Origin of the sequence: Vibrio sp. 10N.239.312.D08, from assembly GCF_041466145.1 — a bacterium.
GTDB classification, from domain to species: domain Bacteria; phylum Pseudomonadota; class Gammaproteobacteria; order Enterobacterales; family Vibrionaceae; genus Vibrio; species Vibrio crassostreae_C.
Map to the genome: position 1 here is coordinate 28,570 of NZ_JBFSSD010000013.1, position 22,655 is coordinate 51,224.

Annotated in this window: 22 protein-coding genes; 6 read left to right on the top strand and 16 right to left on the bottom strand. The window is 44.5% G+C overall.

The genetic code is table 11. The annotated features are described in order from the left end of the window. Positions 1-126: 126 nt before the first annotated feature. The 3 genes from AB6D58_RS09230 (at position 127) to AB6D58_RS09240 (ending at position 4,359) form a co-directional block, all read left to right on the top strand. Positions 127-1,296 carry a mechanosensitive ion channel family protein gene (locus tag AB6D58_RS09230; RefSeq protein ID WP_017061743.1) on the top strand — a complete coding sequence of 390 codons (1,170 nt, stop codon included), beginning with the start codon at positions 127-129 and terminating at the stop codon, positions 1,294-1,296. Positions 1,297-1,382: 86 nt separating this feature from the next. Further along, positions 1,383-2,918, top strand: coding sequence for a mannose-1-phosphate guanylyltransferase/mannose-6-phosphate isomerase (locus AB6D58_RS09235; RefSeq protein ID WP_372157088.1), 1,536 nt, complete (start codon positions 1,383-1,385; stop codon positions 2,916-2,918). A gap of 16 nt (positions 2,919-2,934) precedes the next feature. Beyond that, positions 2,935-4,359 (top strand): phosphomannomutase CpsG, encoded by a 1,425-nt coding sequence (locus AB6D58_RS09240; protein ID WP_372157090.1) that lies wholly within the window; start codon positions 2,935-2,937, stop codon positions 4,357-4,359. 110 nt (positions 4,360-4,469) lie between these two features. On the opposite strand, the gene aroG is transcribed toward AB6D58_RS09240, so the two are convergent. The 8 genes from aroG to AB6D58_RS09280 form a co-directional block, all read right to left on the bottom strand. Further along, positions 4,470-5,522, bottom strand: a complete 1,053-nt coding sequence (gene aroG / locus AB6D58_RS09245; RefSeq protein WP_017061746.1) for a 3-deoxy-7-phosphoheptulonate synthase AroG — start codon at positions 5,520-5,522, stop codon at positions 4,470-4,472. Between the two features lie 313 nt (positions 5,523-5,835). Then, on the bottom strand, positions 5,836-6,051 hold the full coding sequence (locus tag AB6D58_RS09250; protein ID WP_004730103.1) for a DUF3820 family protein: 216 nt from the start codon (positions 6,049-6,051) through the stop codon (positions 5,836-5,838). A 13-nt stretch (positions 6,052-6,064) separates the two neighbouring features. Then, positions 6,065-6,400 (bottom strand): hypothetical protein, encoded by a 336-nt coding sequence (locus tag AB6D58_RS09255; protein ID WP_372157092.1) that lies wholly within the window; start codon positions 6,398-6,400, stop codon positions 6,065-6,067. A gap of 100 nt (positions 6,401-6,500) precedes the next feature. Next, positions 6,501-6,854, bottom strand: coding sequence for a hypothetical protein (locus AB6D58_RS09260; RefSeq protein WP_017068634.1), 354 nt, complete (start codon positions 6,852-6,854; stop codon positions 6,501-6,503). 132 nt (positions 6,855-6,986) lie between these two features. Next, a complete protein-coding gene (cyoE, locus tag AB6D58_RS09265; protein WP_372157094.1) occupies positions 6,987-7,961 on the bottom strand; it encodes a heme o synthase in 975 nt (324 codons plus the stop codon). Further along, positions 7,951-9,006, bottom strand: a complete 1,056-nt coding sequence (locus tag AB6D58_RS09270; RefSeq protein ID WP_136973807.1) for a heme A synthase — start codon at positions 9,004-9,006, stop codon at positions 7,951-7,953. Before AB6D58_RS09270 ends, cyoE begins: the two co-directional genes overlap by 11 nt. Before the next feature lie 60 nt (positions 9,007-9,066). Beyond that, complete coding sequence (locus AB6D58_RS09275; RefSeq protein WP_017061753.1) at positions 9,067-9,675, bottom strand: hypothetical protein; 609 nt, start codon at positions 9,673-9,675, stop codon at positions 9,067-9,069. After that, positions 9,668-10,501, bottom strand: coding sequence for an SURF1 family protein (locus tag AB6D58_RS09280; RefSeq protein WP_372157096.1), 834 nt, complete (start codon positions 10,499-10,501; stop codon positions 9,668-9,670). Before AB6D58_RS09280 ends, AB6D58_RS09275 begins: the two co-directional genes overlap by 8 nt. Before the next feature lies 1 nt (position 10,502). On the opposite strand from AB6D58_RS09280, the gene AB6D58_RS09285 reads away from it, so the two are divergent. Next, entirely contained in the window at positions 10,503-10,733 is a 231-nt protein-coding gene (locus AB6D58_RS09285; RefSeq protein ID WP_017066085.1) for a DUF2909 family protein, read from the top strand. 19 nt (positions 10,734-10,752) lie between these two features. Here the strand turns inward: AB6D58_RS09285 and AB6D58_RS09290 are convergent, their stop codons facing one another. Genes AB6D58_RS09290 through coxB form a run of 4 tightly spaced genes read right to left on the bottom strand, consistent with a single transcriptional unit; the run spans position 10,753 to position 15,177 of the window. Continuing rightward, on the bottom strand, positions 10,753-11,637 hold the full coding sequence (locus AB6D58_RS09290) for a cytochrome c oxidase subunit 3 (protein ID WP_372157098.1): 885 nt from the start codon (positions 11,635-11,637) through the stop codon (positions 10,753-10,755). Positions 11,638-11,675: 38 nt separating this feature from the next. Further along, positions 11,676-12,305, bottom strand: coding sequence for a cytochrome c oxidase assembly protein (locus AB6D58_RS09295; protein ID WP_017064839.1), 630 nt, complete (start codon positions 12,303-12,305; stop codon positions 11,676-11,678). A gap of 11 nt (positions 12,306-12,316) precedes the next feature. Further along, complete coding sequence (ctaD, locus tag AB6D58_RS09300) at positions 12,317-13,978, bottom strand: cytochrome c oxidase subunit I (protein ID WP_372105164.1); 1,662 nt, start codon at positions 13,976-13,978, stop codon at positions 12,317-12,319. Next, a complete protein-coding gene (gene coxB / locus AB6D58_RS09305) occupies positions 13,975-15,177 on the bottom strand; it encodes a cytochrome c oxidase subunit II (protein ID WP_017061757.1) in 1,203 nt (400 codons plus the stop codon). Before coxB ends, ctaD begins: the two co-directional genes overlap by 4 nt. A 470-nt stretch (positions 15,178-15,647) precedes the next feature. Here coxB and AB6D58_RS09310 point away from each other — a divergent pair, with 470 nt between their 5' ends. Further along, complete coding sequence (locus tag AB6D58_RS09310; RefSeq protein WP_372157100.1) at positions 15,648-17,354, top strand: phospho-sugar mutase; 1,707 nt, start codon at positions 15,648-15,650, stop codon at positions 17,352-17,354. Between the two features lie 107 nt (positions 17,355-17,461). Here AB6D58_RS09310 and AB6D58_RS09315 read toward each other — a convergent pair whose 3' ends face one another. The 4 genes from AB6D58_RS09315 to yegD all read right to left on the bottom strand — a co-directional run bounded on the left by AB6D58_RS09315 (position 17,462) and on the right by yegD (position 22,147). Beyond that, a complete protein-coding gene (locus tag AB6D58_RS09315; RefSeq protein WP_372157102.1) occupies positions 17,462-18,094 on the bottom strand; it encodes a LysE family translocator in 633 nt (210 codons plus the stop codon). 150 nt (positions 18,095-18,244) lie between these two features. Then, entirely contained in the window at positions 18,245-18,877 is a 633-nt protein-coding gene (locus AB6D58_RS09320) for a fumarylacetoacetate hydrolase family protein (RefSeq protein ID WP_017071641.1), read from the bottom strand. A gap of 348 nt (positions 18,878-19,225) precedes the next feature. Further along, complete coding sequence (locus AB6D58_RS09325) at positions 19,226-20,302, bottom strand: porin (RefSeq protein WP_102393160.1); 1,077 nt, start codon at positions 20,300-20,302, stop codon at positions 19,226-19,228. 492 nt (positions 20,303-20,794) lie between these two features. Further along, positions 20,795-22,147 (bottom strand): molecular chaperone, encoded by a 1,353-nt coding sequence (gene yegD, locus AB6D58_RS09330; protein ID WP_372157105.1) that lies wholly within the window; start codon positions 22,145-22,147, stop codon positions 20,795-20,797. 159 nt (positions 22,148-22,306) lie between these two features. Between yegD and AB6D58_RS09335 the strand changes: the two genes are divergently transcribed. Continuing rightward, positions 22,307-22,615, top strand: coding sequence for a DUF1289 domain-containing protein (locus AB6D58_RS09335; RefSeq protein ID WP_080582242.1), 309 nt, complete (start codon positions 22,307-22,309; stop codon positions 22,613-22,615). Positions 22,616-22,655: the final 40 nt, after the last annotated feature.

The following is a 22,655-nucleotide window of genomic DNA, read 5'->3' on the forward strand; positions in this document are numbered from 1 at the left end:
CTCAAAAAAAGTTAGTTCTGCAAGAATAAGGTTATACTATTGTCATAATCGCTTGATTTATAAAGGTAGAGAACAACTCGAGTTTCTGCTAATTTCCAATTCATAATTTCTGCGGCAGCACACACAATGAATGAATTCATAACCCAAGTACAAACCTACATCAACCAGAGCCATAGTGATTGGGCAAACAGCGTCCTATTCATCACTATTGCGAGTTTTCTCGCTTGGGTAGCTTGGCGAATTATCCATAATCGCTTAGAAATTCTGGTTCAGAAAACCCCATTCCACTGGGACGATCTACTGCTAGAAGCACTAAAAACCCCTGTCAGCACATTACTTTGGTGTTGGCCTGCTACAGTCTCTATCGGGCTAATACTTCAAGACCAGTTTGGCAATGAAATCAATTGGTTAAAAACGCTTAAACACATATTGATTATCTGTACATTCGTTTGGTTTACCTTACGAATGATCACTAACACTGAAGCCTATGTCTTAGAGCAAAAAACCAGAGACGAAACCACAGTACAAGCGATAGCGAAAGTCGCTCGCTTGTTCTTTATGGTGATGGGCGGCCTAACCATCATGCAGGCGTTTGGGCTCAGCCTTTCCGGCTTACTCACCTTTGGTGGTGTGGGTGGTTTGATCGTCGGTTTAGCGGCTAAGGACTTACTGTCGAATTTCTTCGGTGGCATGATGATTTACTTCGACCGCCCTTTTAAAGTCGGTGATTGGATACGTTCTCCCGATCGTCAAATCGAAGGCACTGTCGAACGCATTGGTTGGCGCATGACGATCATCCGCACTTTTGATAAGCGTCCTTTGTACGTGCCAAATTCGGTGTTCAGTAGTATTGTGGTAGAGAATCCATCGAGAATGTTGAATCGTAGAATCAATGAAACCTTTGGTCTTCGTTATCAAGATGCAGACAAATTGGCGCTCATTGTTGATGATGTAAGAACCATGCTCGAGACCCACCCAGATATTGATGCCAAACAGACGTTGATCGTTAACTTTGACAAATTTGGGCCATCAACGCTCAACTTCTTTATCTATACCTTCACAAAAACAGTCAACTGGATCAGGTACCACAAAGTGAAGCAAGACGTTCTGTTACAGGTTCTGGCGATTATTCATAAACACAATGCAGACATCGCGTTCCCAACACAGACACTCAAGATTGACCCTCAAGACTTTTCTAATGTTCAAGATCATAACAGCGTTCAAAGCCTAGGTGATAATCAGAATATTAGCGATCCCAAAGACATGTTGAACTCCCCTACGGAAGGTCATCGATAGTCATATCCTTCTTGGTTATCGATAAGTAATAAGCGTGAAGCGTGGTAATATGCTGGCAGTATTCTAATGCACCTAATTACCACGCTATGATTTTACCTGTCATTCTAGCCGGCGGCTCCGGAAGTCGTCTCTGGCCACTGTCTCGCGAGCTTTACCCTAAGCAATTTCTCAATATTGCCGGCGACCAGTCAATGCTTCAGCACACACTTCAACGCCTGCAAGGCCTTGAAGAGCACTTGATGGATAGTAAATGCGATGCCCCATTCATTATCTGTAATGAAGAGCATCGCTTTATTGCCGCTGAACAAGCTCGATCAGCTAACATTCAACATAGTGGTATTCTGCTAGAGCCAGTCGGTAGAAATACAGCCCCAGCCATTGCGCTTGCCGCCCTAAAGGCTTTAAGTAAACCACCGCTTAATGAACAAAGCGCATCCGACCCTATCTTGTTAGTGCTGGCTGCTGATCATCACATCGCGAAAACCTCTGAATTCCAACAAGCGATTAGTCGTGGTGTTGATTATGCAAAACAAGGCAAGCTGGTGACATTCGGTATAACACCTAGCTCCCCAGAGACTGGCTATGGCTATATCAAGCAGGGAGAGCCTCTTTCCTCCAGTGCTCAAACTGATACTAATGGAACAGAGCAGCCAATCAATCACGCCTTCGCCATAGAATGCTTTGTAGAAAAGCCAGACACAGCAACAGCAGAAGAGTACATCCGCTCAGGACAATACTTATGGAACAGTGGCATGTTCATGTTTAAGGCATCACGCTATCTTGAAGAACTCGCCGAACACCACCCTGAGATAGTAGCGGCTTGTAAACTCGCTCTTGCAACGCAAAATACCGACCTCGACTTTATCCGTATAGACGCTGAAGCATTCAAAAGCAGTCCAAGTGATTCAATCGATTACGCCGTGATGGAAAAGACCTCGCACGCCGCGGTGATCCCGATGGATGTCGGCTGGAACGATATTGGCTCATGGTCCGCGATCTGGGATGTAAGCGAAAAAGATCAGCACAATAACGTCATTGAAGGTGATGTGTTAACCGTCGACTCTCAACACAACTACATCCATGCTGAAAATAAGCTGGTTGCGACGGTAGGTGTCGACAACCTGATTATTGTCGAAACCAAAGACGCTATATTGGTTGCAAATAAAGACAAGGTTCAGGGTGTTAAATCGATTGTCAGTCAACTAAATCAAGCGGGTCGCACAGAACATGTGCATCATCGTGAGGTGTTTAGACCTTGGGGTAAATACGATGTTATCGACCTAGGCAAGCGCGACAAAGTTAAACGTATCACCGTTAAACCCGGTCACAAGTTGTCGTTACAAATGCACCACCATAGAGCGGAACATTGGGTAGTCGTGGCGGGTACTGCGAAAGTGACCAACAATGAGAAAACCTATCTGGTTGAAGAAGATCAATCGACTTACATCCCTTTAGGTCACATCCACTGCCTAGAGAACCCTGGCGAGACACCTCTTGAAATGATTGAAGTTCAAACCGGCAGCCATTTAAGTGAAGACGATATCATTCGATATCAAGACAGCTATGGGCGAGATGTTCGAAGCGAACAAGCTTCGTCGTCTCAGAACAAAAAATTGAAATAGAAGCGGCGACAATCAAATGAAACCAACATTAGATCTTCGCTGCTTTAAGAACAACGACATTCGCGGCATCATTGGTAGCCAAATCAATGAGCCGTTTACCTATCTGCTTGGAAAGGCGTTTGGCGAATACGTCCTATCCGCTAAGCCTGAAACCTCACTCGATGGTTTGGCGCAGGTAGTGATTGGTCGTGATAACCGCAAAACCTCCCTGTCATTACAAGAAGCCATGACCAAAGGCTTAATCGAGTCAGGGATTACCGTCATTGATCTAGGTATGACTGGCACTGAAGAGGTCTACTTTGCGACTCGTTACCTAAAAGCGATTGGCGGAATACAAATCACAGCCAGCCACAACCCAATCAATTACAACGGCATGAAAATGGTCGGTGTAGACGCTAGCCCTATCAGTAAAAACAGTGGTTTAGATGAAATCAAACGACGCATTGAAGAACTTAATCAAGAGCTGAACTGCAATTTACCGTTCGTTCATGCACAACCAAGTAACTCTAGTAGATCGAACAGTATTCTTGCTCCGTACGTCGAGCACCTACTCTCGTACATAACCCCATCAAAGCTGTCACCGATGAAGATTGTGGTTAATGCTGGGAACGGTGTTGCAGGACATATCATTGATGCTTTAGATAATAAATTTAACGAACTCGGTGTCCCTATCACCTTCATCAAAGTTCATCATAACCCTGATGGAAACTTCCCAAATGGTATTCCAAACCCTTTGATTAGAGAGAACCAAGCAGCCACTCGAGATGCCGTTTTAGAGCATTCTGCCAACCTTGGAATTGCTTGGGATGGAGACTTCGACCGATGCTTTTTCTTTGATGAGCAAGGCAATTACATCGAGGGTTATTACATTGTAGGGTTGCTTGCTGAAGCATTCTTGGTCAAACAGCCTAACACGACTGTATTGCACGATATGCGCATGACCTGGAACACAATTGAAATCGCAAAAACGCATGGTGGAAAAGCGATTGGAATTAAAGCAGGACACGCACTGATCAAAGAGAAGATGCGTGAAACGAATGCCGTCTATGGGGGCGAAATGAGCGCACACCATTATTTTCGTGATTTTGGATATTGCGATTCAGGCATGATTCCTTGGCTATTGGTTATCGAGCTGATGTCGAAAACTCAACAATCTCTTCACCAATTAACGAGTACTAGTATAGATAGATTCCCCTCTTCCGGGGAGATCAATCGAAGAGTCTCAGACCCAGAGCAGGTCATGGCTTGCGTGTTATCGCACTACCAAGATCATGCCGTTGAGATCGATCACACAGACGGAATCAGCATGAATATGGGCTCATGGCGCTTCAACTTAAGAAAGTCCAATACCGAGCCATTAATACGCCTTAACGTTGAAACCAAACAAGATAAAGCTTTACTGTCACTTAAAGTCGACGAGTTACTGTCTTTTCTCATTTAAGAATACAGACACTTCCAGTTTTCAACTAAGATCCACAAAAAAGCCCTTATTAGCTGTTGCTAACTAAGGGCTTTGAATTTTCAGTAGCTTAATCGCTGACTGTAATTAGTCTATTTGTTACGACGAGCTTCAACAGCGTCTGCCAGCTGGCGAAGTACTGTTTCAGTGTCTTCCCAACCAATACACGCATCAGTAACAGATTGGCCGTACGTTGCAGCTTTGCCCTCAACCAGGTCTTGGCGACCTTCAACAAGATGAGATTCAATCATCACACCAAAGATAGCTTTGTCGCCACCAGAAATTTGTGCGCTTACGTCATCAGATACGTTCATTTGACGCTTAAACTGCTTAGAGCTGTTTGCGTGGCTGAAATCGATCATCACTTTTTGTGGAAGACCAGAAGCTGCTAGCTCTTCTTTAATCTTACCAACGTGTTCTGCGCTGTAATTTGGCTCTTTGCCACCACGTAGGATGATATGACAATCAGGGTTACCTGCTGTTTCAACGATAGCTGAGTGACCGTACTTAGTTACTGATAAGAAGTGGTGAGAAGCGCTAGCAGAGCGAATAGCATCTGTTGCAATCTTGATGTTGCCATCAGTACCATTCTTAAATCCAACTGGGCAAGATAGGCCAGAAGCCAGTTCGCGGTGAACTTGAGATTCTGTAGTACGTGCGCCGATTGCACCCCAGCTGATTAGGTCAGCAACGTATTGAGGCGTGATCATGTCTAGGAATTCGCTTGCCGTTGGCATGCCCATGTCAGTTAGGTCCAGCAGTAGCTTACGTCCTAGACGAAGGCCATCATTTAGCTTGAACGTATCGTTCATGTACGGGTCATTTATTAGACCTTTCCAACCAACAGTTGTACGTGGTTTTTCAAAGTAAACACGCATTACGATTTCAAGGTTATCACCAAGTTCGTCGCGCAACACTTTCAAACGTTTACCGTACTCAAGAGCAGCTTCTGTGTCATGAATAGAACATGGGCCGACAATAACAAGCAAGCGATCATCGCTCTCTTCTAAAATATTGTGGATCGCTTTGCGGCTTTCAAAGGTTGTAGAAGAAGCAACTTCTGTCGCTGGAAACTTTTCTAAAACAGCAACAGGGGGTAATAACTCTTTTACTTTGTTAATTCTTACATCATCAGTCTGGAACATTGCTTACTTCTTCCTTTTTTCTATCCTTGAGCTGAATGTACGTTGTCTCACGTCACTTTCTATCAGCACTAATCTTCTTGTTCCCTGTAACTTAACTAGTAAAAACTCTAGTTTCAATCACTAATTAAAAATAAACGCAATTTTTTTTGTGTTTTATATTTAAAACACCCTGTATACCATTATTTACACGCTATCGATTGCGTATTTTATAGCAAGGTAAGAAGAGCCATTCTTCAAGCTACATCATGCATGTAAAATTGTGTCGAACTCAAAAACAAAAAAGCTCACGTGATCAGCGTGAGCTTTTATTTAATTACATTCTTTTCAATGGCTTGACGACACTATCAAGCCCTTCAATTTTCAGAGCAAGGCACAGTTTCAATAAATCGCCGAGTTCACCAGACGGGAATCCCTTTTTATCAAACCACAGCAAATATTCTTCAGGCAAGTCAATCAGTGTACGACCCGCGTACTTTCCAAATGGCATCTGCATTCGAGCCAACTTAATCAGGTTCTCTTTCTCTAGCATTATTTGGTCTTTACTATGCGTCATCTATGTTGTGTAGAGTATCACCTAAACGTTCAACCCAATAGTTGATCGCGTCTTTGGCATCATCCAGCGAATCAATCATGGTTGAAAAGTCTTTATTACCCGCTTCACGGTCGATCACCACAGAATCATAGTCGTCTAACTTGGAGCTCAATCGCTGCGCGTCACGTAGCCCAACCCTTGCCCAAACCAAGTCGACGCCTCCGTCAGGCCCAGCCTGAAAATCTTCGTAGCTGGTAAATTTAGTAGCGGTTCTAATTGGGCCGCCTGCACAACCAAGCAAGAAAATGCTGGTTGCAACAAGCAAAAGGACTTTTAAAGGGTTCATAACGCACTTAGTCAAAATTAAGGAATCTAATTAAGTATGACATACCCTATGTGAAAAGGTTGTAGAAAAAGGGGGTTAAAAATCAGAGCTAACTCTAAAATTAATCATGTTGAACAGTGTGTGCGTACTCTACAATTACCTGATTTCCTTCGATATAAGCATTTTGGATCTCACCATCAACACTCATTCTACTTTTCAGGTAGACCACTTTAGGCCCAGACTCATTGACCTCTTTTAGCGAGGGGAATACATTCCTTGGTTCCAAATGAAGTAAACGACAAAAATGACTAATGAAAGACATGGTTAATGGCGTCTCCCCTCTTAGCACTCTTGAGAAATCAAGCTGGTTCATGCCTAGCTTTTTTGAAAACTCCATCTGCGTAATTCGCATTCTCGATTTTTGTGACATCCACGTTTGATACAACGCGTCTCTGTCTAGTTCTGTGAATTCCATACCGGCTCCTTTATATAATTCATACCAATCAATTGTCCGGTTTTTCATACATGGCGTGTCAGGGTTCGGTTAGTGGAAACCAAAGGTTTGGTTTTGATATGGGGATAACCTTGTTTAATCTGTACAGAGCTATCAGAGCAAATAATGATCCGCCAACAGAGCCACAAACAAGATCATGAGATGATAGATGGAGAACTTAAAGGTCTTCATGGCCATATTGGGTTCATCACGATATTTCAGTACCCAAGCGTGATAAACAACCCCGCCGTTGAGCACCAATGAAGCGCTCAGATATATCCAGCTGCTCATGCCAACCAATACAGGCAATATACACACGATGCTAAGCAAAAAGGTATACAGAAGAATAGACGTCTTGGTGTATTCGATTCCGTGAGTCACAGGTAACATGGGGATGTTCACTTTGGCATACTCATCACGACGATGAATTGCCAACGCCCAGAAATGAGGAGGTGTCCAAATAAAGATGATCATCACCAACAACCAAGCATTTGAATGCAGTTCATTGGTAACCGCCGTCCAGCCCAGTAGCGGAGGCATTGCACCAGCGATCCCTGCTATCACAATGTTTTGCGGCGTTGCTCGCTTCAAGTACATGGTATAGATGACCGCATAGCCCAATAAACTTGCAAAGGTTAGCCAAGCCGTGAGTTGATTGACCCACACCACTAACGTAGCGAACCCAAATAAGCCGATACCTGCTGCAAAGCTAAACACACGCACACTACTCAGCTCACCGGATGGTAAAGGGCGTCGATTTGTTCGAGTCATCTGGCCGTCGATCTTTTTATCGATCAAATGGTTAAACGCAGCCGCTGAACCTGCCATTAACCCTATCCCAATCATTCCGAACAAAGTTTGTTGCAAAGGCAATCCATTCGGCACGGCCAAACACATCCCAACCAATGCTGTCAGCAACATCAAAGCCACCACTTTAGGCTTAGTCAGCGTTAAATAAACTTTCCAAGTGGCTTTGTTTTTTTCAGCCTTTTCGTTACTTAAAGTTATGTCATTATTGGCTGTTATCTTATGAGTTAAGGCTGCGTCTTGAGCCACCACTTCATACTGTGTTGACGTTCTACTGACCATGATTACCTCCTTGTAATACACTGTTCTTCACCAAGCTCTCACTCGGTTTGCGTTGCCACACCACAAAATTGGTTACAACCATGCTGATGAGCAACATTGCTGCGACTAGGTTATGCAAAACCGCAACTGAGATTGGCAGGTGAAACCATACATTACTGATCCCAAGGCTGATTTGAGTAAACAACACTATTGCGACAATCATGCTCAGCTTTTGGTGAGGCACTTGGCCAAACTTCCATAACTGGTACACGACCATCAGCACCGTTAATGTCGCCACAATAGCCCCGAACCTGTGCATGACATGTATGGTAAGCCTCGCGGGATACTCCAACACACCAAACTCATAGTTATCGTGTCCGTGTTGAGCAAAATCGAACGCATTTTTGAAATCGAGGTAGCTCATCCAGTTACCTTCACAAATAGGCAATTGGGTACACACCAAAGCGGCATAGTTTGACGATGTCCAACCACCAAGCAGTATCTGCCCAACCACAATGAGTAACCCAAACAACGCCCAAAATTTAAGTGTTGGAGAATAAGAAGCCTCGCCAAAACGGCTTTGGAATTGAGACAAACGGCAGTAGAGCAGACACAACAGTGACAGCAACGTGAACCCCCCCATCAAATGCGCCATAACCACAACGGGCATCAACTTAAGAGTCACCGTCCACATTCCAAGCAAAGCCTGAAAAATCACAGTGGCAGAGATAAGTAATGGAAGACCAACTGGTGTGATGTTCTTTTTAATACACCAAGCTACAACGACAAAGATAAGCAACCCTAATGTTCCTGCAAAGTAGCGATGGATCATCTCTATCCACGCTTTGTCTGCTTCAAGAGCTCGCTCTGGAAATTGCAGATTGGCTTGACTCACCGCTTGGGCATCAGACGGAACGGTGATCTTACCGTAACAACCCGGCCAGTCAGGACAGCCAAGGCCAGCATCAGACAGGCGTGTATAAGCTCCGAGAACAATCACGGTAAGGGTTAACAAGATAGTTAATCTCATCACAAGCATCAGTAAATCAGGGGCTTTATTCTGCATCACTTATCTCCCTATACTTATTCCCTTTCGCTGCTTAAGCTCAAGCATTTGCGCCATCAACTACCCAACTCGTGACAGCTTAAGTAGCTTTCTTAAATCATGAATCATACCTTTGGATTGCCCGACTAACTGCGACGGTTCCGACACGCTTTTGTACTCCATAACCAACTGTCCTAGCGGGTCAATAATGACAATGGAAGCCGGCGAAAACTCGGTGCTTAACTGATCACCACCAGCTAACAAAGATAAATCAGGCTTGTTGAGCGAACCCGACAACGAGTTACCTTCTGAGACGAAAACAACGGCGGTCACTCGCTCTTTGTTTTTCCCTAACGCTAAGTAGCTTTGATTCAAATAATGAAGCTGTTGTTCACACAAGCTTTCGCACTCCATCGGTGCGATATACCCCACAACCCAACCCTCTCCTGCCATGGGTACCGTTACGCCAAAATCCGCTAGTGTAATTCTTGGTTCTACCAATTCGCCTGAGTTAGTGACACCTGACGTATACCAATTCTGATCCAACACAGTTTTGGCGATAATGGCTGGCAAAGCGAAAATTAAAACGAGTCCGATTAATACCAAGCGTCCTTTAGTACGACGGCTTCTGAGCTCAGCCATGTTTGCCTCGGTAATTTCCCTGTTCACTTGTGCTTGAGATTTATCCATCCTTATTCCTCGTGATAGGTGTTGCTTTTAGGTACCGATAGCCAATCAACAACATCAAAAACAAAAGTACCGCAGCCATAACAAACCATTGAAATGAGTAACCAAAATGCTTCTCAGACCTCATCGCCGTTGGACGCCATAACATTTCATAGGGCCATGAATCTAAACTCTGAGGTTGGAAGACAAAGGGCAGCACTTCTTTTCCTGTATACTGTGATAACGCTGCTATGTTTAGGTTTTGGATTCTATTCGGTGTCGTATTTTCTAAACCCAACTCATGACTTAAAGGATTAATTGAGCGTGTATACAAGCGCCCTGACATTTTGGTTGGTACAGTGATACTTCCTAATTGCGGTAGTTCTCTTCTGTCATTACTTGCCGGAACAAACCCAAGATCGATCAACAACTGTTTTTCAGCCACTAAGGACTGGTTTCCATCTTCAAAGCGAACCTCACCCAACATGTAAATCACATACCCTACCGTTCCTTGGTTAATCTGATTGTCTAACAAGACCACCAAACCACTTGGTGTTTCCAATTCAACATCAACCTTCAAACCATTTAAAAACTGCTGTTCAGATGTACCTTGGGCTTGTGTACGCGAGCCCTTCCATTCAGAGATAACCGTGTCCAATGACCTAAACGATTGCTGCGCTCTTTCTGATAGTTGCTGTTCATAACGTAATTTCTCGTTACCACGATCGAGTTGCCATAAACCTAACTTGATTAAAGCGCCGACTGAAACCACAGTTAAAACAACCGCTATCCAAAAACCTTTACTGCGGAACTTGTATTCATCATCAATCAATCGGTTTGGAGTTATCACTATGGCGTCATCTACCTTTGTTCTGTTATTTAAAGTCGTATTGGTCGCTTTGCTGTTTTTTATCGCTTTCAATTTGATGAAAGGTCTAATCCAAATCGCCTCGGGCAAACACAATGGAAAAAGACTCAGTTACTTCTTGGGGCGTCGTGTCATGTGGTCAGCCGTTGTCGTGCTACTTTTATTACTTGCTTTGGGATCAGGAGTGATAACTCCTAACCCTCGCCCCTATTAATCCCCAATAGGCTCAGCAGTTAAAGCACATAGACAAATACAAACAGGCCTAACCAAACCACATCAACAAAGTGCCAATACCAACTGCCCGCTTGGAACGCAAAGTGGTCTTTCGGAGTGAAGTGGTCTTTCGCAACCCTTGCCAGCAACACAATCAAAAAGATCGTCCCTAAACAGACATGTAAGCCATGAAACCCAGTCAGCAAAAAGAAGGTATTACCGTAGATGCCAGACTGAAGTGTCAGCCCCATCTCTTGATAAGCGTGAAGATACTCTTCAACTTGGAAGAACAGGAAGAAGCCAGCCAGAACAATGGTTATCTCCAACCACACGATCAAAGCCATACGCTTATTTTGTTCAAGACTGATATGTGCCATGTGCAGCGTCACAGAGGAAAGCAGCAGAATAATGGTGTTCTCAAGCGGGATACCTTGCCAAGGCATGGCTTGTGTCGTTACGCCATCAGGGGTCGTCGTTAGTGGCCAAATTGATTGGAACATCGGCCACAATACTTCATGGGTCATTTCATTATTGCCCGCACCACCAATCCAAGGCACAGAAATCATTCGAGCATAGAAAAGCGCGCCAAAGAAAGCGCCAAAGAACATGATTTCGGAAAAGATGAACCAACTCATTCCTTGTCTAAAAGAACGAGAAATCTGCTCAGAATAGAGACCACTCAATGATTCTGTGATCACATTGCTAAACCAACCTGCGAGCATGTAAAGCAGCACAGCAAACCCGACTAACAACACCGCTTTGCCAAACACACCACCTGCGGCGTCGGTACCCATGTTTTGCACCGTCAAGCCAGCGCCAACCGCGACCAAAAACAGTGCTACAGCACCCACCAATGGCCAGTGACTTTGATGTGGAACGAAATACACTTCCTTTTTAGAACTCATCGCTCAACTCCTTATGTTGATACTGGTTCTGTAAATTCCTAGTTACTTGCGAGTACGTTAGGCTCAGATTTATTGGCCGCAGCACCCACCTCATTCGTGATATTGAATAATGTGTAAGAGAGCGTCAGCGTATGTATCGATTCTGGAATATCTGGCTCAATGTAAAATATCAAACCCATTTCTGCGCTCTTGTGCCCGTCCAATGGCTGCTGATTAAAGCAAAAGCATTCCATCTTATTGAAGTAGGTTGCCCCCATACCTGGAGAAACCGACGGTACGGCTTGGCCAACCAATGAGGCTCCAGAAAGGTTTTTGGCAATGTAGTTAGTTTGAACCACTTCACCAGGATGAACCTCTAACACTCGAACTTCAGGCGAAAACTGCCATGGCATATCTGGCTTGATGTGGGACATGAATTCGACTCGAACCGTACGAGAGTAGTCTGGCTGCATTCCCTGAGGTTGCACCGCTGAAACAGTATTAGTTTTGCCATTGATGCCTAAGGCCTCACACATGACATCGTAGAGCGGCACCAAAGCGAAACCGAAGCAAAACATCGCAACCACGCTCAACACCAAGTAGCCCGTCAGCTTTTTGGTCGATCGCTTATTAGACAGGCGCTTAGGTTGTTTTTTATCTTGATTGGGATCGCTTTGCTTATCACTCATGGTTCTGCCCTCTAATCCACTTTCGGCGGATGGGTAAAGGTGTGGTGAGGCGCAGGGCTTGGTACTGTCCATTCAAGACCTTCAGCTCTATCCCAAGGCTTACTTGGCGCAGGCTCTCCCCCTCTTACGCACTTAATCGCTAGCCATAAGAAAATTAGCTGAGACAACCCAAACGCAAAACCACCAATCGACACGACTTGGTTAACGTCAGCAAACTGAATCGCATAATCAGGAATACGACGCGGCATACCCGCTAACCCTAAAAAGTGCATCGGGAAAAACAGTACATTAACTGAAATCACCGACGTCCAGAAATGCCACAGGCTGAGCTTGTGGTCGTACATATGTCCGGTCCACTTAGGCAGCCAATAATAGGCAGCAGCCATAATCGAGAACACGGCACCGGTTACCAGAACATAATGGAAGTGAGCCACAACAAAATAAGTATCGTGGTATTGGAAATCAGCTGGCACGATAGCGAGCATCAATCCAGATAACCCGCCAATCGTAAACAAAACAATGAAGGCAATCGCAAACAGCATTGGTGTTTCAAAGGTCAAAGCACCGCGCCACATGGTCGCCACCCAGTTGAAGACTTTCACACCGGTCGGCACCGCTATCAACATGGTGCAATACATGAAGAACAGTTCGGCAAATACTGGCATACCCGTGGTGAACATGTGGTGTGCCCAAACCAAGAATGACAACAGTGCGATACTACAGGTCGCATAAACCATCGAGTGATAACCAAACAGGCGCTTACCACTGAATGCAGGGATGATGGCTGAGACAATACCAAAAGATGGCAAGATCATGATGTACACTTCGGGGTGCCCAAAGAACCAGAATATGTGCTGGAACATCACCGGGTCCCCACCACCAGCGGCATCAAAGAAGCTAGTCCCAAAATACTTGTCAGTCAGTACCATAGTCACAGCCCCCGCGAGAACGGGCATCACGGCTATCAGCAAGAAAGCGGTAATTAACCATGTCCATACGAACATCGGTAGCTTGAACCAAGTCATACCCGGAGCGCGCATGTTCACTATGGTTACGATGACGTTAATCGCCCCCATGATCGAACTGATCCCCATAATATGAACTGAGAATACGAATAGCGCGGTACTGTCTGGGCCATAAGTTGTCGAGAGTGGCGCGTAGAAGGTCCAACCAAAGCTCGGGCCGCCACCCTCTGTAAACAAAGATCCGATTAAGATTAGAAACGCAAAAGGCAAGATCCAGAAACTGAGGTTGTTCATTCTCGGCAGCGCCATATCTGGTGCACCGATCATCATCGGAATCATCCAGTTAGCCAAACCCGTAAATGCAGGCATTACGGCACCGAATACCATGATTAAACCATGGACTGTAGTCATCTGATTGAAGAAATCTGGCTCAACGAGTTGCAAACCCGGTTGGAACAGCTCCGCACGGATCACCATCGCCATTGCGCCGCCCGTTAAGAACATTGCAAAGCTGAACCACAAATAAAGTGTACCGATGTCTTTATGATTGGTTGAGTAAAGCCAACGAGCCCAGCCTTTAGGTGCCGCATGTGAGTAGTGATCGTCAACAGGCAAATCATCATTGCCCAGCGTACCTTCCGCAGAATGGCTCAGAACTTGGTCTTCTGCAGGAGCCGATTTCACCGGCTTATTGATTGGTGAACTCATAACTGATCCTTAGCATCATTTTGTGCATCATCCGTTGAGCTTTCAGAACTGCCTTCTTGCTTCGCCTTATAAGCGTTGATATCTGAGGCCTGAACAATATCGCCGGTATCATTACCCCAAGCGTTTCGTTGATAAGTTACTACCGCTGCGATCTCTTTCTCGGTTAACTGATTATCGAATGCTTGCATCGCCGTACCGCCACGACCATAAACAATTGTGTCGATATGAACATCCACATCACCAAGGGCAATAGGACTTCCTTTGATGGCAGGGAATGCTCCAGGAATGCCCTCACCGTTTGCTTGGTGACAAACCGCACATCGAGTTTTGTAAACCTCTTCACCGATGGTATTCAACTCCGCCAAGGAAAGTGACGCATCTAATGCATCTTTTGCGGCTTGTTGTTCGGCTATCGCTAACTCTTTCTGCTCCGCTAACCATGCGTCAAACTCATCTTCTTCCATGGCATGCACCACGATCGGCATGAAACCATGGGCACGACCACACAACTCTGCACACTGCCCTCGGTAAACACCAGGCTCATCTATCTTAGTCCAAGCCTCATTAATAAAGCCCGGAATGGTATCTTTCTTAACGGCGAATGCTGGCACCCACCATGAGTGAATCACATCATCGGAAGTCATCAAGAAACGGACTTTACGGTCAACAGGCAGTACCAGCGGCTTATCAACTTCTAGCAAGTAATGCGCGCCTTTCACTTCGAGACCTTCAATCTCTTTGTCACTGGTCGCTAGAAGGCTGAAAAATTCGACGTCTTCACCAAAATAGCTGTAATGCCATTTCCATTGTGAGCCAGTGATTTTAACGGTCAGATCTGATTGGGAGGTATCTTCCATCGCTATCAAAGTTTTGGTGGCGGGTATCGCCATAGCGATGAGGATGATAATAGGGATGATGGTCCAAAGAATTTCGACTTTCGTGCTTTCGTGAAAATGGGCAGCAACTGCGCCCTTCGATTTCCTGTGCCTCAAAATCGAATAAAACATCACACCAAAAACAACAAAGGCAATCGCACAACAGATGTAGAAGATCAGCATATGAAGTTCATACACCTTACCACTGATCTCAGTGACACCTTGAGTCATGTTGTAATCACTGCTTGCGTGCACTAAAGGCGATACTAAAAGCACAACAAAACTCTTCAAAAGCCACGCTAGCCTAACCAGTAATCTTTTCAAAAGATCTCTCCTTGTCCTTCCTAATTGGATACTTGCGACCTAAATGTAGTTGCGAGCTATATGTCATGAAGAGCTGGACAACATTCATTGTTATTCCGGCTACACATGAAAAGGCTGAATCTCAATCTACAACTCACATGGAACTAGCCTGTGAGCAGGCTACTGACCTCATATAACCCAAGAACTAATACGGTTCAAAAGCGCTGGAGGTTTCCATGAAAGATTCAAAAACGGCGAATTTGTTAAATTTTGTTATATTTATGTAAAAGGCTAGTTAGTGATATCCAATTGTTCAAGGTAAGTTTACTTACTAAACAGTCAATTATTTGAAGTGGCTTAATCTACGTGCCCTCTTGCCGTTGGAATTTATTTTATATCGAGTTTTACGATTGCTTTCATGGAAATGAGAATTAATATCACTTAAATTAAATCAACGGTAAGTCATACAGACATTAATAGGTTTAGTGATTATGCAAGATGCAATGAATTGGTTAGCGAGAGACCCAGACCCAAGAACTCGTGAAGAACTTCAACACCTCATCGATGAGGGAATGCACGACGAACTTGAAGATCGTTTTACCCAACGATTAGAGTTCGGAACAGCAGGACTTAGAGGCAAAGTTGGATGCGGGCCAAATCGAATGAACCGTTTAGTCATACAGGAAACAGCAACTGGACTCGGCCACTACTTAATCGAACATGTCGCTAATGCGACCATTCGCGGTGTGATCGTCGGTTATGACGGCCGTTTAGATTCAAAGCAGTTCGCGATTGATACCGCTTCCGTACTCACGGCTTTAGGCATTAAGGTTTACCTAACCTCTAACGTCGCGGCTACCCCTATCGTTGCCTTTGGCATTGAACACTTCAACGCCGCCGCTGCTGTTGTGGTGACGGCCAGTCACAACCCGCCGGAATACAATGGTTTCAAAGTGTACTGGGAGAATGGCGCTCAAATCATTCCTCCTCACGATGCAGGCATTGCCGCTGAAATCGATATCGCATCAACTAAGCCGCTCCCTTTAATGAGCTTAAGTGATGCTGAAACACAAGGTAAGTTGGTGTGGTTGACTGAAGGCTATTATCAAACGTACCGCGCTGCGATCAATCAGAGCCCATACGTGAGTAAAGAGATCGAATCGGCGAACACCACCATCACCTATACCGCAATGCATGGTGTCGGCGCACAAATGGCTGAGGATCTACTTCATGATTCTGGTTTCCATAAGGTATTCAGCGTTGCAGAACAAAGAGAGCCCGATGGTAACTTCCCGACCGTCAACTTCCCGAATCCGGAAGAAAAAGGCGCGATGGATCTGGTGGTTAACCTAGCCAAAAGTGTCGATGCCGACATTGCTTGTGCCAACGATCCAGATGCAGACCGATTTGCGGTTGCAGTGAGAACAGATGATGGCTCTTACAAAATGCTAACAGGTGACCAAGTCGGCGTGCTATTCGCTCATTATCTACTCTCAAAGCCGCATACCAAAAACCAATTAGTTGGTAACAGTATCGTATCTTCAACCTTACTTGAAAAAGTGGCTCAATCTCATGGTGCGACTTATTTCCAAACGCTGACAGGTTTTAAATGGTTGGCGAATATTGGCATGCAATTAGAAGATGATCAGAACGAGTTCTTGTTTGCCTATGAAGAAGCGCTAGGCTACACAATTGGTACTCAAGTACGGGACAAGGATGGGCTGTCTGCCATCGTTGTTTTCGCTCAACTGATTGAAGAGCTCAAATCTCAAGGTCGAACGGTCTGGGATCTTCTTGCTCAAATTTCATTTGAACATGGGGTTCATACCAACGCTCAGCGAAGTATTGCACTAGACCCAGATTCACCATCGATTGGTTCTAAGCTCCGCTCGGCACAGCCTAAAGCAATCAACGGTGTCGCTATCTCTGTAATTGAAGATTTGCAGTCTTCTTTACGCTTCGTCATTGGAGGCAATACTGAAGCCATTAACCTGCCTGCAAGTGACGTACTCATCTATCATCTCGAAGATGGTTCACGCATTATCGTAAGACCTTCCGGTACTGAGCCAAAAGTTAAGGTCTACTATGAGACGGTGACAAAATTTGAAGGGACAGAAACCTACGAAGACACTCGCCTGCGCGGTGAGAAGTACATGGAGAAACTGATTGAACAACACCAACAAGAGTTGAATTCATAGCGATTTAGCGCGTTCAACATGTAACGGTTAAATATAAAAAATGGACGCTCGTAGCGTCCATTTTTGTCTCAGCGGCTAACCACGAGAAGATGTCTGATTTGATTCGTCTACGAAGTAAAGAAAGAAGACAACATCCAGATAGCTAACACGATGAAAACTCCGCCCATGACTTTCTGTTGATAGGTACGAAACTTCGCGTTTTCTACGAGAGATTTACCAATCGTACCCACTAACGCCACCAGCAAAAAGTTAAACGTTAAGCCGAGAACATTCAGTAATAAACCCAGAACAAGCATCTGCTGACCGGAAGTCGCTTCAATATTCGTCGACACAAACTGAGGCAGAAACATCACAAAGAAAACCAACGCTTTAGGATTAAGCAGGTTACTGATTAGCGCTCTTTGATAGTAGGCTTTTGCTGCAAAGTTATCGCTTAACTCAGGCGCGTTACCCTGCTTTGTTCGCAGGCAGTCCCATCCCATCTTCAACAAGTACGCGCCGCCTAACAAATGTAGAGCTTTAAGCGCTATTGGGCTCATTGCGATCAACGCTGATACACCCATAGCCGCTAATACTGTCAGAATGATTCCAGAAGTCGCATTACCTAGGCTTGCAAACACGCCGACCTTACGGCCATAGCTCATGCTTGAACTCGCAATCAGTAACATATCAGGGCCAGGTAAAAGAAGAAGTGCAACAACGGCAGTCAGGTAGACAGGTAAAATGGTTAAGTCGATCATGAGGGTCAGCATTGATAAAAACGGAGGCGGATTTTATATCAATTACTAACACCCTTCCAGATGCAATCAGTTGTTCGACGTTTATTTAATCGAATTAAAAACCAACATTAAGCGACAAAGCCAATTTATTAACTAAATAGAAAAGACTAATTAACTTGCTACCCATTCGATCTCAATCAATGTCGTATCGCCACACTTTAGGCGACCAAGGAAGATATCGCCTCGATGTACGGCCCCAACACCTTTTGGCGTACCTGTCATCACAACATCGCCGTCTAGTAAGGTGGTATAAGAAGACAGCTCTTCTAGGATAGTTTTTGGAGAGTAAAGCATCTGCTCAACATGTCCTTTCTGAACACGAACACAGTTAATAAATAATTCTAGGTTTAAGTCAGAGAGATCAAAATTATCAACGGGAACAAAGCGACTAAAGACAGCGGAACCATCAAAGGCTTTGGCACGCTCCCAAGGTAAACCTTTGGCTTTTAAACTGCTTTGCAACTCACGCTTGGTAAGGTCTAAGCCGAATCCCACAGCAGAGTATTCACCGTTTTCAACAATAAAACAGATCTCTGCTTCGTAGTGCAGCGCTTCTTGATGAAACGAAGAAAGAGAGGAAGTCACGCTGGTGCTTGGTTTATTAAACACCACCATAGAGTCAGGGATCGCGTTGTTAAGTTCTTCAATGTGATCGACATAGTTACGCCCAACACACAGTACTTTTGTTGGGGTTGCTGTTCGTCTCGAATTCATCAGCTGTTCCTGATCGACAACGCTGCTCATAGTTTATCCCTGAACTATTTTTAGAGAGCAGAGTTTAGCGCATCATAAAATGAGAGTCTTCGACAAGATGATTACCGATCTCTAAATTCTGATCTTGAGCTCAATTCATTGATTTGAATACTTTTAGGTAAATATCGGTGTATACCTCGACCGACCCAGCAGGAATAGAGTCATCGGCTTACATAAATTAGAGAAAATGAAACTAAAGTAGGCAGTTAAATTTGAAGAGCATTAAAACGAAAGAAGCCCTCTCAAACCAAAGGCTTGAGAGGGCTTAGCATGGTGTCTAGGACAGTATCCTAAAAGGTAAACTTAAGGAGTAAACACTATGCTAAATAAGTCTGCGACTTATAGGTAGTAACGAGCACCAAGTAGCCACTGGTCATCAGCTTTTTCTTTGTACACGCCAGAACCTTGTAGGTCGAACTGGTAACCAGCAAAGCCTACGAACTGAGATGTGAAGTTGTATTCAGCTTGTAGAGCTGAAGTGCTGTATACAGTTTCGCTGTTCTTGTCGTCTTCTACCGCTTCGTAGTTAACGCTTAGGTTAAGGCTGTTAGCTAGTGCGTAAGATGCTAAAAATTCGTAACCTGTAGACTCTGAAATAACGCCAAACTTACCATTATTCATGTAGTTGTTCGCTGCGTATACAGCTGCAACGTAAAGACCTTCAGAACCGTATGAACCGTAAGTTGCACTTAGTACATTAGAATCAGCAGTCTTTGAATCAGTACCAACATTAGCACCAGTACCGAAAGTAACGTCACCAGTATTGTAAGCGTAGTTCACAGAGAAGTTAGCGATATCGTAGTTCAACGCGATTTGAGCACGGTTGCCGTACTTATTCTCTGAAGCAACTTCGTTGTATTTTTCGTCAGAAACCTTACGACCTTGCCATGCAACGCCAATTGCTAGAGAGCCAGCGTTACCGAAATCCACAGCGTTAGCGTAGCTCACCATCTCTTCAGCACGACCAGTACCTAGATTACCGTGATCTTCGTAGATGAAGTCATTCGCAAATGCGATTGGCATATCTGCTACACCAGCAACGTTGTAGTAAGGTGCCCATTGAGTACCTACTGCTGCACGACCGTAATCATCGTGAGAAAGGCCAACGTAACCAAGACGAGTTGTGAATGACTGATCACCACCGTCTAGCATGTTTAGCGCCCATTCACCTTTAGCATCAGCAGTAAAGCCGTTACCAAGTTCATGAGTTGCACCGAAGTTGATACGTGGAGAAACAGTTTCTACACCGATGTCGTCGCTGTTAAGGCGGTCAGCGCTGTTTACATCACCAACTGCAACTGAAACGTGGCCGCCAACAGAGAATGTTGTTCCGTCTTCGTTGTAAAGTTCTACTGCAACTGCCTGTGTACCAAATACTGCACCAGAAATTGCTAGCGCTAAAAGTTTCTTATTCATTTGTCATGTCCATTATGTAACTGGGTGAGTTATTCACTAACAACCTCGTGCTTACGGAGAAGTTGTTACCTGCATTTAACAAGTAGGCAAACCCTAATATACGAATGACAAGAAAGTTGCATTAAAATATATAAAATAAAAAAAATCGCACTATAAAAAACAAAAATACCTTCTAAAACAAATAAATAATACAGTAATCACTGGGAGCTCTTTTCATTCTTTGAGATAATTACTTTGATTATTTTTGATTTTATAATCACCAAGAAAGCATTAAAAATCTAAACCCAAGGTAACTCATCAGACCATCGAGAGGCTCGCCTTTGCCTTTGAAACATTTTGTAACACGTAGAGCTCAGCTGAAATATTTAGCTTTGTGAAACAAATCCCAATATGAGCTAGGAAAAATCGTTCAATAGAAAGTTCATTAGAGAAAAACAAAAAAAGGGCAACCAATCAGCGACTGGTTGCCCTTCATAACTCATCATTGAACTCTTATTTGAAGCAAACCTCAGCCCAACGAGCTAAACCTGCAGTTACTGAACCGAAGTAATTACCACTCACAATCGGTACATTCGGCACAGCTTGTTGTACGGCTTCACGAAGTATCGGTGAACGAGCGGAACCACCCGTCATGTAGATTACGTCTGGCTTTTTCTGGCCTTGTTGAATCGCTTCTTTAACCAACTCAATCATCTTAGACTTTGGTGTTTCAATCGCTTCAACCATCTGTTCGACTGAGATATCTACCTCGACCAGTTCAGAGGCAACATTAATCGCAGCACGATATTGAGGGGATTCTGCCAGCGCAATCTTGGCCTCTTCCGCTCTACGCACAATACCGTAACCCAAAGTGTCGTGATAAACCTTCATCAAACGTTCTAGCTTTTGAGGCTCTGACGCTTCTTTACGAAGTAATTTTAATGCCGCTAGGTTTTCTCTTGAATAGAAGTTCTTTTGAGCTTCAACATTATTAATCGCAATTGGGTTCCAGAATTGAGTCAGTGGCATATCAATACCCGAAATGCCTTTGCTGCCCATACCAAAAGGTGACATCAGTTGTTTGAATGCAAGATAGATATCGAGGTCATTCCCCCCTACCCTTTGCCCACTGTGTGCCAACAAGCTCTGGGTACGATCCGCTTTAACAGACCACGTTGGTCCCATTTCTAATAATGAGCAATCGGTGGTACCACCGCCAATATCAACAACCAATACTGTTTGGTTTTCAGTTAATGTGCTTTCGTAATCAAGGCCTGCGGCTACGGGCTCAAATTGAAAAGCGATATCAAGGAAACCGGCACGCTTAGCTGCGCGAGACAGTATGTCTTCAGCTTGTCTGTTCGCCTCTTCACCACCTCGACCGTGGAAGTTAATTGGTCGGCCGATAACAGCTTGCTTGATCTGCTCTTGAGTCGTGAGTTCGGCTTGATTCTTGATATTTGCCATCATGGCGCACACTAAATCTTCGAAAAAGCTCACCTGCACATCATGCAGTCCACTCGCGCCAAGGAAAGATTTAGGGGACTTAACATAATAAACATCGCGAGGGTCTTCTAAATATAAGTCCAACGCAGCCTGACCAAATGCCATGTCTTCTGGCACTAAGTCGATACTCTCTTCTCTGTTCAGAGCGATCGCACGTCGTAACACTTGCTCACCGATCGCATCACTCGGCTTGATATTCAAGTGGCGGAATAGATGTTCAGAAACACTCTCACGAGTAGGCGCAAACACGGTTGAGGGAATATAGTGGTTGTTACCTTCGAGCGGTAACAGGCTTGGCTCTCCATTAACCATCGCCGCGACAGAACAGTTCGCTGTTCCATAATCAAATCCAATAAACATAATATCCCCCACTCAACAAAAGGGGCGAGATGCTACATGAAAAGCCTAAAAATTACGAGGTCATTTCTAAATTTAACTGAGTAATTTCTTAGCTTAACGGCTCTTCAAGAAGAAACAAATATGCTACATTTCAGCCCAAATGAATCACAGGTTAGAGAAATGAAAACACCTTGCCGAGCGGCTTGTAAAAATAATGGCGGAATGTGTAGTGGCTGCTTTCGAACAATGGATGAAATTATAGGTTGGAAAGGCTTATCTGAAGAAGAGCAAACGTCGGTTATGGATAATCTTAGTGGCGCGAGTTCGACTCACCAATGTCCACAGTGTAATGAGCCAGCTCAATGCGATATCAGTGCGGGCAAAGAGACGTGTTGGTGTTTTGAGTTAGAAAAACGAGATACTAGCGATATTCCAAAGGCTGGAGTTTGTATGTGTCGTAAGTGCTTGTCTGCCCTGCCCGTTCAGTAGTTTAGAGCCCATTTAGTAAGTTACTGGATAGCAAGTTACT

Excerpts from the sequence above, each read along its gene's own strand:
- AB6D58_RS09255 (WP_372157092.1), bottom strand. The coding sequence starts at position 6,400 with ATGAACCCTTTAAAAGTCCTTTTGCTTGTTGCAACCAGCATTTTCTTG.
- aroG (WP_017061746.1), bottom strand. The coding sequence starts at position 5,522 with ATGTTCCAGACTGATGATGTAAGAATTAACAAAGTAAAAGAGTTATTA.
- AB6D58_RS09235 (WP_372157088.1), top strand. The coding sequence starts at position 1,383 with ATGATTTTACCTGTCATTCTAGCCGGCGGCTCCGGAAGTCGTCTCTGG.
- AB6D58_RS09275 (WP_017061753.1), bottom strand. The coding sequence starts at position 9,675 with ATGGATAAATCTCAAGCACAAGTGAACAGGGAAATTACCGAGGCAAAC.
- AB6D58_RS09310 (WP_372157100.1), top strand. The coding sequence starts at position 15,648 with ATGCAAGATGCAATGAATTGGTTAGCGAGAGACCCAGACCCAAGAACT.
- AB6D58_RS09260 (WP_017068634.1), bottom strand. The coding sequence starts at position 6,854 with ATGGAATTCACAGAACTAGACAGAGACGCGTTGTATCAAACGTGGATG.
- AB6D58_RS09285 (WP_017066085.1), top strand. The coding sequence starts at position 10,503 with ATGGCGTCATCTACCTTTGTTCTGTTATTTAAAGTCGTATTGGTCGCT.
- AB6D58_RS09315 (WP_372157102.1), bottom strand. The coding sequence starts at position 18,094 with ATGATCGACTTAACCATTTTACCTGTCTACCTGACTGCCGTTGTTGCA.
- AB6D58_RS09240 (WP_372157090.1), top strand. The coding sequence starts at position 2,935 with ATGAAACCAACATTAGATCTTCGCTGCTTTAAGAACAACGACATTCGC.
- cyoE (WP_372157094.1), bottom strand. The coding sequence starts at position 7,961 with ATGGTCAGTAGAACGTCAACACAGTATGAAGTGGTGGCTCAAGACGCA.
- AB6D58_RS09230 (WP_017061743.1), top strand. The coding sequence starts at position 127 with ATGAATGAATTCATAACCCAAGTACAAACCTACATCAACCAGAGCCAT.
- AB6D58_RS09335 (WP_080582242.1), top strand. The coding sequence starts at position 22,307 with ATGAAAACACCTTGCCGAGCGGCTTGTAAAAATAATGGCGGAATGTGT.
- AB6D58_RS09320 (WP_017071641.1), bottom strand. The coding sequence starts at position 18,877 with ATGAGCAGCGTTGTCGATCAGGAACAGCTGATGAATTCGAGACGAACA.
- AB6D58_RS09250 (WP_004730103.1), bottom strand. The coding sequence starts at position 6,051 with ATGCTAGAGAAAGAGAACCTGATTAAGTTGGCTCGAATGCAGATGCCA.
- AB6D58_RS09290 (WP_372157098.1), bottom strand. The coding sequence starts at position 11,637 with ATGAGTTCTAAAAAGGAAGTGTATTTCGTTCCACATCAAAGTCACTGG.
- AB6D58_RS09295 (WP_017064839.1), bottom strand. The coding sequence starts at position 12,305 with ATGAGTGATAAGCAAAGCGATCCCAATCAAGATAAAAAACAACCTAAG.
- ctaD (WP_372105164.1), bottom strand. The coding sequence starts at position 13,978 with ATGAGTTCACCAATCAATAAGCCGGTGAAATCGGCTCCTGCAGAAGAC.
- AB6D58_RS09270 (WP_136973807.1), bottom strand. The coding sequence starts at position 9,006 with ATGCAGAATAAAGCCCCTGATTTACTGATGCTTGTGATGAGATTAACT.
- yegD (WP_372157105.1), bottom strand. The coding sequence starts at position 22,147 with ATGTTTATTGGATTTGATTATGGAACAGCGAACTGTTCTGTCGCGGCG.
- AB6D58_RS09325 (WP_102393160.1), bottom strand. The coding sequence starts at position 20,302 with ATGAATAAGAAACTTTTAGCGCTAGCAATTTCTGGTGCAGTATTTGGT.